At 59.2% G+C, this 9,442-nt stretch carries 8 protein-coding genes and 1 pseudogene; all 9 read right to left on the reverse strand.

Going from position 1 to position 9,442, the window contains the following annotated elements; all coding sequences use genetic code 11:
- Positions 1-5: 5 nt before the first annotated feature.
- A pseudogene (locus KVT38_RS32130) lies at positions 6-602 on the reverse strand (sulfate ABC transporter substrate-binding protein); the annotation flags it as partial.
- A 583-nt stretch (positions 603-1,185) separates the two neighbouring features.
- A complete protein-coding gene (locus tag KVT38_RS32135; protein ID WP_217597836.1) occupies positions 1,186-2,133 on the reverse strand; it encodes an ATP-binding protein in 948 nt (315 codons plus the stop codon).
- 222 nt (positions 2,134-2,355) lie between these two features.
- The gene (locus KVT38_RS32140) at positions 2,356-3,864 is read right to left on the reverse strand and encodes a DnaD domain protein (RefSeq protein WP_217597837.1); all 1,509 of its coding nucleotides are present in this window, start codon (positions 3,862-3,864) and stop codon (positions 2,356-2,358) included.
- 150 nt (positions 3,865-4,014) lie between these two features.
- The gene (gene pilO / locus KVT38_RS32145) at positions 4,015-4,638 is read right to left on the reverse strand and encodes a type 4a pilus biogenesis protein PilO (RefSeq protein ID WP_217597838.1); all 624 of its coding nucleotides are present in this window, start codon (positions 4,636-4,638) and stop codon (positions 4,015-4,017) included.
- The gene (gene pilM / locus KVT38_RS32150; protein ID WP_217597839.1) at positions 4,610-6,121 is read right to left on the reverse strand and encodes a pilus assembly protein PilM; all 1,512 of its coding nucleotides are present in this window, start codon (positions 6,119-6,121) and stop codon (positions 4,610-4,612) included. The genes pilO and pilM overlap by 29 nt, the downstream gene beginning before the upstream one ends.
- 17 nt (positions 6,122-6,138) lie before the next feature.
- Positions 6,139-6,897, reverse strand: coding sequence for a prepilin peptidase (locus tag KVT38_RS32155; RefSeq protein WP_217597840.1), 759 nt, complete (start codon positions 6,895-6,897; stop codon positions 6,139-6,141).
- Positions 6,898-6,965: 68 nt separating this feature from the next.
- A complete protein-coding gene (locus KVT38_RS32160; protein WP_217597841.1) occupies positions 6,966-7,499 on the reverse strand; it encodes a type II secretion system protein in 534 nt (177 codons plus the stop codon).
- Positions 7,500-7,594: 95 nt separating this feature from the next.
- Positions 7,595-8,803, reverse strand: a complete 1,209-nt coding sequence (locus KVT38_RS32165) for a type II secretion system F family protein (protein WP_217597842.1) — start codon at positions 8,801-8,803, stop codon at positions 7,595-7,597.
- Positions 8,803-9,442, reverse strand: a 640-nt coding sequence (locus KVT38_RS35075; protein ID WP_254639722.1) for a type IV pilus twitching motility protein PilT, incomplete at its 5' end; no start/stop codon positions are given. The genes KVT38_RS35075 and KVT38_RS32165, both read right to left, overlap by 1 nt.

Raw genomic sequence — 9,442 nt, forward strand, 5'->3', positions numbered from 1 at the left:
GTCTACGGATTCGGCGTGATGACCTGGATGCCGTTCTTGACGAGGTCGCCCCAATCCTTGATACCCTTCGGGTTTCCCTTGCGAACGAGGAAGACGATCGTCGACGTGTAAGGCGAGCTGTTCGATTCGAACGATTGCTGCCAATCCTTCTTGATCAGGCCGCTGCCGGTGAGCGAATCGATGTCGTAGGCGAGCGCGAGCGTCACGACGTCCGCTTCGAGACCGTCAAGCACCTTGCGCGCCTGGGCGCCGGAGCCGCCGTGCGACTGGTTGATCTTGACCGTCTGGCCGGTCTCCTTCTTCCAGTAATCGGCGAAGCTCTTGTTGAACGCCTCGTACAGCTCGCGGGTCGGATCGTAGGATACGTTCAGCAGCTCGATCGACTTCTGCTTGTCGGTCGCCGCAGCGGACGGCTCCGACGAGGCCGTGCCGGACGGCGAAGCGGACTCGGATGCGGGCGCGGATGCAGATGCGGATGCGGATGCGCTGCCGGAGCTTGCGGCATTGTTGTTATTGTTGTTTGACCCGCAAGCGGACAGCAAAGCGACGAACAGGGTAACGACGGCGAACGACATGATCTTTTTGGATGATTTCAATTTCATTTACCTAATCCCCCTCCGGTTATCCGGTAGAAATCCGAATAATTCCTACCATTTCAATCGGTTTTGTAAAATCATAGCAGGCGGGTAGGTTTAGTGTCAATAAGTGAAAATTAAATCGCTTATAAGATTTGTTGATAGATGGGCCGGAATCACAAAAATAATCGATAAGCGAATGTTCATGGACGAGTTGCGGACAGAGATGCCGTTATTCTTGTTCCTGCCGCGTTTCGCGGCCTGCTCTCGGACCCAGGAGCCGCTATGGCGGGATGATCGGCTTTGCTTAGCCTTGATCCGGGTTCTTAACGCCCCTCCAGTCCGCAATAGCCGCAATTTGACCCGTTTTTACGAAAATAGCGTCACCTGAGTCCGATGCCTCCTGCCGGACATGCGTCTAAACGCCACTCCCCGTTCCTCATTGCCGCCAAGCTGCTTGCCTTCCCGCCATTCACCTCCGTACAGGTCGGTCGCCAAGTGAAGCCCGTGATTTTTCGGTTATTTTAACTTGTGCCTAGATCAAAAAAGCCGCGCAGCAGAGCTGCGGGCTTCGGTTGAAGATATATAAAGGGGGAGAGCATAGGGCGGCTTATCCGCGCTGGTTGCGGCCCCGCACATGGACGACGTCCACGAACGGCCGGATCCGGTCCATGAGACGCTGGCCTTTGTGAAGCTCCTCGCCTTCCTTGTGGGTGAAGCTGAAGTGGCGTTCGAGCGATTCCAGGTCGTGATTGGACGTGTAAAAGGTCGGCTTGCGGTTCATTCTATGGTTAAGTATGGCGCCGATGACGTGATCCCGTACCCACGGGCTCAAATTTTCCGCGCCGATGTCGTCAAAGACGAGCAGATCCGTCTCCTTCATAAGCGTCATCGTTTCTTTGAGCTTCTGCGGCTCCATCATGAGCGCCTTGGCATCCTCGACAAAGTCGGGCATGTAGACGATGACGCCGGTCCTGCCCTCCTTGGCAAGCTTGTGCAGCAGATACGCGGCCATATACGTCTTGCCGGTACCGAAGCTGCCCATCAGATAGAGTCCCTTCTTCTGCAAGCCGTCGGTCCGCGTTCTGTTCACGTAAGCAAGAAGCTGCAGCACGGCATCCTCCCGCTCCGCGTCGAGGTCGAGCATCTGCTCGGCTTCGTAGCTGTCGGCTTCGATGTCGACGTTGCTGCTCAGGCTCGTGATTCTGCGGCGGACCTGCTCCTGATGCTCGTTGGCCAGCCATCTTGCGCACGGCGTCTTCCCGTCGAACAGCTGCCACTTGCCGTTCTGCTCCGCGCAGGTGATCGACGTATAGTGGCCCTGCATATCGTTCGGGCAGCGGTCGAGACCCGGGCAGCTCCTGCAGCTCCGGTCTTCCTTGGCATACTGATAGAGCTTGTTCAGGTTGATGCGGAGCGTCCGCTCTTCCAAGCCGGGATACCGGCGGCGAATTTGCGCGACCAGCGGATCATCGAGCACCCGTCGGGCGAGGCTGTCCAGATCGCCGACGCCAGGCACGGACTTCCAGCTGCGCAGCGCTTCTCCAAGCGACTCCATCGCGATCCCTCCTTTCCATAGCGAGATAGGTCAAGCGTATATATCGGGGCGATAAGACGACGGCATATCGTTAAGCGGCCGGATTGTCATTCGTTTGCGAAAATAAGACGATGGCGCGGCGTTATTTGACCAGTCGGGTGCTCGTTCAGGCGAATAAGACGATGACGCGGCTTTATTTAGTCCGGCTGCCAACCGTTCAGTGGGACGGGATCCGTACCTGGCTCAGCTCTTGTCCAGCTGCCGCGCCAGGTCGCGGAGCCGCTGCCGCTCTTCGGCGGACAGCGCCTTGGCCGGGCCTTTGTCCTCGACGACCGGCATCGACGGCTTGCGCGCGCCCGATGCGCCCGCGCGGCTGCGGCTCGAAGCCGTCTTGCCTTTGCCGGCCGGCGCGGGCTCGCTCTCGCCTCTTCGTCTGCGCTCGAGCGTCTCGTTCAGCTTCTCCTGCTCGCGCACGTACCGGACCGCTTTGTCATAAGAATCGATGCCCTTGGCAAGCATATTCGCAGCGACCGAATCGATGAAGCTCGCGGTCAGGCGCTGCGCGTGATTCGTGCCGAGTACGTAATGAATGAGCACGTTAATGACAGCCTCGGGCAGCTTGTAGTTCAGATCGATTCGCTCGAAGATGCGCGCGAAGACGTCGGGTACGGAGCCCGGGAAGAAACGCTCCAAAAACCGCGTATACGGCTCCTGCATCAGCATTCGGCCGTACTCGTCCCGTGCGACCTGCTTGCTCAGACGCTCCGGCACCTCGAACGGGGGAACGGCGTACAGCGCCTCATCCAACGCGGCGGCAGCCGCCTCGACGGAAGCCGTCTCCCCTACGCGGGATAAATAGCGCTCGCGCTCCTCGCCGCGCTTGCGGCCTTGGCGGTAGATCAGATTCGCCCGGGACTGCAGCTCGTCCCAATGCAGCGTCCCGTCCGGCAGAAAGACGCCGTCCTCGTCCAGCAGGCGGCTGACCTCCGGAAGCTCGAGATCGAACTTGTACGCGAGGAAGTTGAGCTGGGCCATCGACTCGGGCGCCCGGTTGAGCCGCTCCACGTAAACCCGGTTCGACGAGCCTCTCGGGAAACGAAGCAGCAGCTCGCTGTGCCGCACGCGCTCCGGCTGGGCCGCGCCGACGGCTTCGCGAGCGGGCGCCGGCTGCGTCAGCGGCTGCTCGAGCTCCGGATCGACCTGCGCCGCATTGATGCGGAACAGCTCGTAGAACGGCACCGTAATCTCCTCGCGGTTCAGAAATCGCGCCAGCCCCGACGGGCTGCGCGGCGCGAGAGACTCGCGAAGCTCCATCAGCGCCGGCTTGCCGATGCGGTCTCTGAGCAGCAAGGACAAATGCAAATTGGCAAAAAACTCGCCTGGCGCCAGCGGACGCTGCAGCACATACTCGTACAACGTCTCGTCCGCAGCCGGATCGTGCTGCCGGAACGTCTGCAGGAGACCGACCGCCTCCAGCTTCGAGGCGCTCTCGACAAGCGATTGCCGCCCCGCCGCACTCGGCTCCAGCCCGAGTCCGAGGAACAGCCTCCGCTGCGCTTCCGGCTGCGCATACCCGGTCTCGTCATCGCCGAGATGATGGTAGAGCAACAAATATAAGCCGATAGAGAGCGCGCCCACCATCGGTTGATAGAGATCGGCCAGCACCTTCCGCTCCAGCCCGCCCAGCGAGAAGTCGCGACAGGCGGTATAGCGGTGATGCTCCGTAAATTCCAGCTTATTCGACACTCGCATCCTGTATTCGACAACCTTTTTTCATAGAGTGTCTCTCTATTGTATCATATCCGCCGGTCCCGCTGGTGGTGGAAATCCGCCCGAAAAAACGAAAAGAGGACGAGGCGGAGCGTCGCTCCGTCTGCGTCCTGTCTCTCAGGGAATCCGGCGTTACTCTTTGTAAGGCAGCAATTCCTCGTCTACCAGATTGCGATAGGACGGGTCGAAGTAGGCGGTGAAATTGACGTTCAGCGTCATCGCCTTGCCCATGTCCGCGGCAGACGGCTTGGCTAGCGCGAAGTTGTCCACCGAGAGGAGACGCGGCAGCTTCTGCAATGCGCCGATCCATTCGAGCAGCCGATCGTAAGTGCCTTCGATGGCGACGGCCGTTTTGAGCTCGCCGACCGAGGCATACGGCGTTTGCTCGCCGCCCAGCATGCTCTGCAGCTGGTTGCTGTCGGATGCGCTGAAGGTTGCGTTCAGCAGCGCCACGCCCGTCGCCTGGCTGACGCTTTTCAGATCGAGCAGCATCTGCTCCGTATTGTCCGAGAGCGGAAGCGCCTGCTGGACGGACGCATCCGAGTACTCGGATGCGCCGCCGCTGCCTTCGGCTGCCTTGTTTGCGAGCAGCTCCGCTTGGCTGCGGAGTCGCGCGATCTCGTCGCTTTGTTCGGACAGCCGGTCATTTAGCGGCATTTGCTTGTACACGACGAACAGCAGCAGGAGCAGAAAAAGCAGGACGACGCCAATAAGGCCCAGCGACCGTTTATTGAGCTGCGTCTGCAGTCCCGTCATCTTCTTTCCCTCCTTCCGGCTTCTTCATGTCAAGCGAATAGATCGCCGTCTTGGATATGATGGCAGCCGGACCTTCGCCTGCCGGGCTCTGCGCGACCGACTGCAGCTGCGCCGACGCGGCGAACGACATATGCTTCAGATCGAACAGATAGCGGGACGCGCTGTCGTAATCCTGCAGCTGGACGGTCAGGCCAATCTGACCCAAACTGCTGTAGCTGACGCTTTGGAGTCTGCCTCCAGACGGCAGCTTGCGCTCGAGCTCCGCCAATACCGCGACCGCGTCCCGGCGATGGCCTTGAATGTCCTCGATCACCTTGAGCGGATTCGTTTGCCCGGATTGCTGGCTGTTTTTCGCCTCGAGACCGCTCTCCAGCAGCGCGACTTGATCGCTTAGCTGCGCGATCGTTTTTTCGCCGGCCCGCAGATCGGACTTGTTGTCAAAATAATAATAGGAGACCGCCGCGACCGCCAGCACCCATACGGCCAAAGATGCCGCCACGATGACCGGATACAGCCGTGCATCGCGGTCGACGCGCGGCATGAGATTGATCCGCTTCTTGTCCTGATGCCACAGCGCGAGGCCGACGGCGACGCGATTGTCGTCAGCGCTGTAAGTATGCTGGGTCGCGTAGGTATCGAAGGAGAACGCCCGAACGCTCACGTCCGGCTGCGACTGCTGTAATACAGCCAGCAGCTGATTGCGGCCTTGATCCGAGCCGACGATGAGCGCCTCGGTAATTCTGGCGTTGCCTTCGTGAATGCTGAACTGATAAAAGTTAAGCATCCGCGCGATCTCGGCCGTCACCTCGAACAGCTGGTTCTCGTTCAGGGCGCCGTCGGCATCGCTTTGTCCGTAGAGCGCGATCGTTTTGAGGAAAATCGGATGCCCGCCATGAAACATATAAATCTCGAGCGCGCTCGCGTCGAGGTTGATCAGCATCGTCTCTTCGAACTTCTCGTCCTGCAGCTCCCGGATCGCGCGCGCCAGCGCCGTCGCCGACAGCTCGATGCCGGATACTCTGAGGCCCGCTCCTTCGACCATGTCCGTGTAGGACTGGATCAGCTGCCTGGAGGCGGCGAATATGAGCACATTCGTACTCTCCGCTTCGGTGCCGAGTTTGATAAAGTCGTGTACGGGATCCTCGAACGGTAGATGCAGCGTCGTCTCGACTTCAAGCGCCACCAGTCCCGCCAGGTCTTTATCGCTGGTGCTCTGGATGCGCAGGCGGCGGACGATGACATGCGAGGTGGGGAAAGAAAGCGTCACGCTTTGCCCCTGCAGCTTCTCCGCCTTCACCCAATCCGACAGCAGACCACGAGCCTCCGCGTAGTCCGAGATTCGGTCCTCCTCGAACAGGCCGGGGGGCAGAGGCAGCACGTTGACGCGTTCGATTTCCCAGCTTTTCTTTTTTTTCAGCTTAACGAGTCTTGCCCCGGACGGATCCAGGGTCAGGCCGATGGTCTTGGCGCCTGATCCGAACATTATGAGTCACGCCCCGTTCAGGTAAATAAAGATAAATAATAATCGATCGCATCGGCTCCGTATGCATATGCAAGACATGCACCCAGCGCCAGAAACGGTCCGAAAGGCACCGGCTGCTTGCGTCTTACGACGCCGAGCGCTACAAGGGCGCCCCCGACAAGGGTGCCGGCCAGACAAGCCGTGACCAGCGCCACCGCCGTGTTCGGCAGACCGATGACGAAGCCCAGCACCGCGAACAGCTTCACGTCTCCGAGCCCCATTCCGCCCTTCGAAACGATCACGATAAGCAACAGGATGCCTCCGCCGGCTGCCGCGCCCAGCAGGTGGCTCCACCAAGGGATATCGTTTGGGAGCAGCAGACAGGCCATAGCCAGAATCGGCGCAAAAAACAACAGCACCTTGTTCGGGATGAGCATCGTCGCAAGGTCCGACACGGTCACGATGACGCAAAGGCTGACGAGCAGCAGCCCGATCAGGGCGGCCGCGCTCCAGCCGAAGCTGGCGTATACCCAGACGAACAGCAGCCCCGTCGCGGCTTCGCCTAGCGGATACAGCGGCGACACCGGCGCCTTGCAATGGCGGCAACGGCCACGCGACAGCAGCCAGCTCGCGATCGGCACGAGGTCGCGCCCCGTGAGCCGAGTCCCGCATCGCGGGCAACGCGACGGCGGCGAGACGATCGATTCACCCGCCGGCACGCGCAGCGCCACGACATTGTAGAACGAGCCAAGCACCGCGCCTAGCGCGAACAGGTATATATATATAAGAATCGTCATGATGGCGATGGTCGCTTTCGATGTTAGTTAGGAAAAAGGAACCGGTTGGGCCGGTTCCTTCTCCGCTCTTATGAACGTGGACTTGCAGGTGCAGTTGGGACAGTAACTCCACTCGGTGTGGCAGATTGAGCTTCTCCCTCTCCAGCCAAAACATCTTCTGCAGAAACATAGATCGTTTTATTTGCTGTAATAATTGAGACATATTGCAGCTCGCCAGTTGTACTATAAACAACATTACCACCAGTAATTGCTTCCTTATTACTCGGCAGTACAAGATTGTTGTCTAAATAACCCTCAGTTTGTAACCCGTGAGTAGCCCAAGAATTAGCACCATGTATAACAGGAATGATTAAACCATGACTTCCCCCTGTTGGGTCCCCAGCCATCTCAGACGTTATATACAATCTTGACGCATCATAAATTTGCCGAGCAGTAGCAACATCTGAGTCAGTTTTTGATTTGTTGATTAGATTACCGATCAAAGGCACAGCAATCGCCGCAATAACCGCCAAAATCACGATTACCGCCAAAAGCTCGATCAACGTAAAGCCCTTCTGATCTTCCTTCGCCTTGCCGAGACGCTTCATTACAGCTGTTCTCATTTCCATTCCCTCCGCTTTTCACTTTTTTTAAAATCTATATGTTCTAGCGCCTGATGACGCATGGACAACTTGTTCTTGCACTTCCTTCTCCCCACTTAACCCATCTGCCCATACAGCGTGAACATCGGCAGCATAATCGCCGCCACGATGGTGCCGACGAGTGCGGCCAGGAAAACGATCAGCAGCGGCTCGTGCAGCGACTTGAGCCGGTCGACGGTGTTCTCGACGTCCATCTCATAAAAGTCGGCAACCTTCTCCAGCATCTGATCGAGCGCGCCGGTCTCTTCGCCGATGGAGATCATCTGCGTGACCATCGGGGGAAATACCCACGATTGCTTCAGCGGCTCGGACAACGGATTGCCCTGGCGGAGCGAGTCCGCGGACTTGCGAATGTAACCGCCGATGACGACGTTGTTGACGAGATCCTCGACAATCTGCAGCGACTGGAGCACCGGCACCGAGCTCGCGTACAGCGAGGATAGCGTGCGGGTAAGCTGCGCTATTGCGCCTTTCTGCGCAAGCTTGCCGAAGATCGGCACCTTCAGCTTGCCGTAGTCGATCCAGTACCTTCCCTTATCCGTGCGCTTGGCAACCTGGTAAGCGACGACCAACGCGACCACGCCGAGCAGCCACAGATACCACTGATGCTCGATCGACTTGCTGAGCGCCAGTACCATGAGCGTGATTGCCGGCAATTGCGCGTTCATCGATTCGAACATCGTCACGAACTGCGGCACGACCGCCTTCAGCAAGTAGACGACCGCGCCGATCGCCAGCACGCCGACGACGAGCGGATACGTCATCGCCGACTTGATCTTTTCCCGGGTGACGTGCTGCTTCTCGAGGAACTTGGCGAGCCTCTCCAGCGTGCCTTCGATGTCGCCCGTCTCTTCGCCGGCACGGATCATGCTGAGGAAGATGGCGGGGAAAATCTTCTTGTGCTCGCCGGCCGACTGCGAGAACGAAACGCCGCGCAACAGCCCCGTGTGTACGTCCAGCAGCGCTTTTTTGAGCGGCTTGCTCTCCGTCTGCTCGGCCAGAATGGCCGTCGCTTCGACGATGCTGACGCCGGCGCGCATCAGCGTGGCGAACTGCCGGCAGTAAATGATGAAGTGCTCGTGCTTGACCGGATTGCCGATGTAAATGTCCGTGTTGAGAAAGGTCGTCTTCTGCTCGTTGAGGGAGAGTACGACGAGGTTGCGCTTGCGTAGCTCGTCCATCGCCGCCGACTTGCTTGAGGCCGACAGCTTGCCCTTGATGTGGCGTCCGGTCTGACTGCGAACCTGATAGAGAAAATCAGCCATCAGAGCGCACCCGATTCAGCCAGATAGGCCCGCGCATAGGCCGGCTCGACGGCGCCTGCCTGCAGCAGCTCCTTGATCGAGTTCTCCAACGTATGCATGCCGAGCTGACGGCCGGTCTGCATAACGCTCTTGATCTGATGAATTTTCTCCGTACGGATCAGATTCGCCACCGCCGGCGTATTGACCAGAATCTCCGTCGCGCAAGCTCTGCCCCGGTTCTGTGTCCGCGGCAACAGCCGCTGCGAGATGACCGCGACGAGCACCGCCGCGAGCTGGGCGCGAATCTGTCCCTGCTGATGGCCCGGGAACGCGTCGATGATCCGGCCGATCGTCTGCGGCGCGTCGGTCGTGTGAAGCGTCGCGAACACGAGATGTCCCGTCTCGGCCGCCGTCACCGCGGCGGAGATCGTCTCCAGATCGCGCATCCCGCCGACCAGGATGACGTCCGGATCTTGCCGCAATGCGGCGCGAAGGCCGTTGGCGAAGCTTTTCGTATCGCTGCCGACCTCGCGCTGGTCGATGATCGACGAGCCGTGACCGTGCAGGTATTCGATCGGATCCTCGAGCGTTACGATGTGCTTTTTCTCATGCGTGTTGATGTGCTTGATCATCGCGGCCAGCGTCGAGGGGTTGCCGCTG

Origin of the sequence: Cohnella sp. GbtcB17 (assembly GCF_019091135.1) — a bacterium.
GTDB lineage: Bacteria > Bacillota > Bacilli > Paenibacillales > Paenibacillaceae > Cohnella.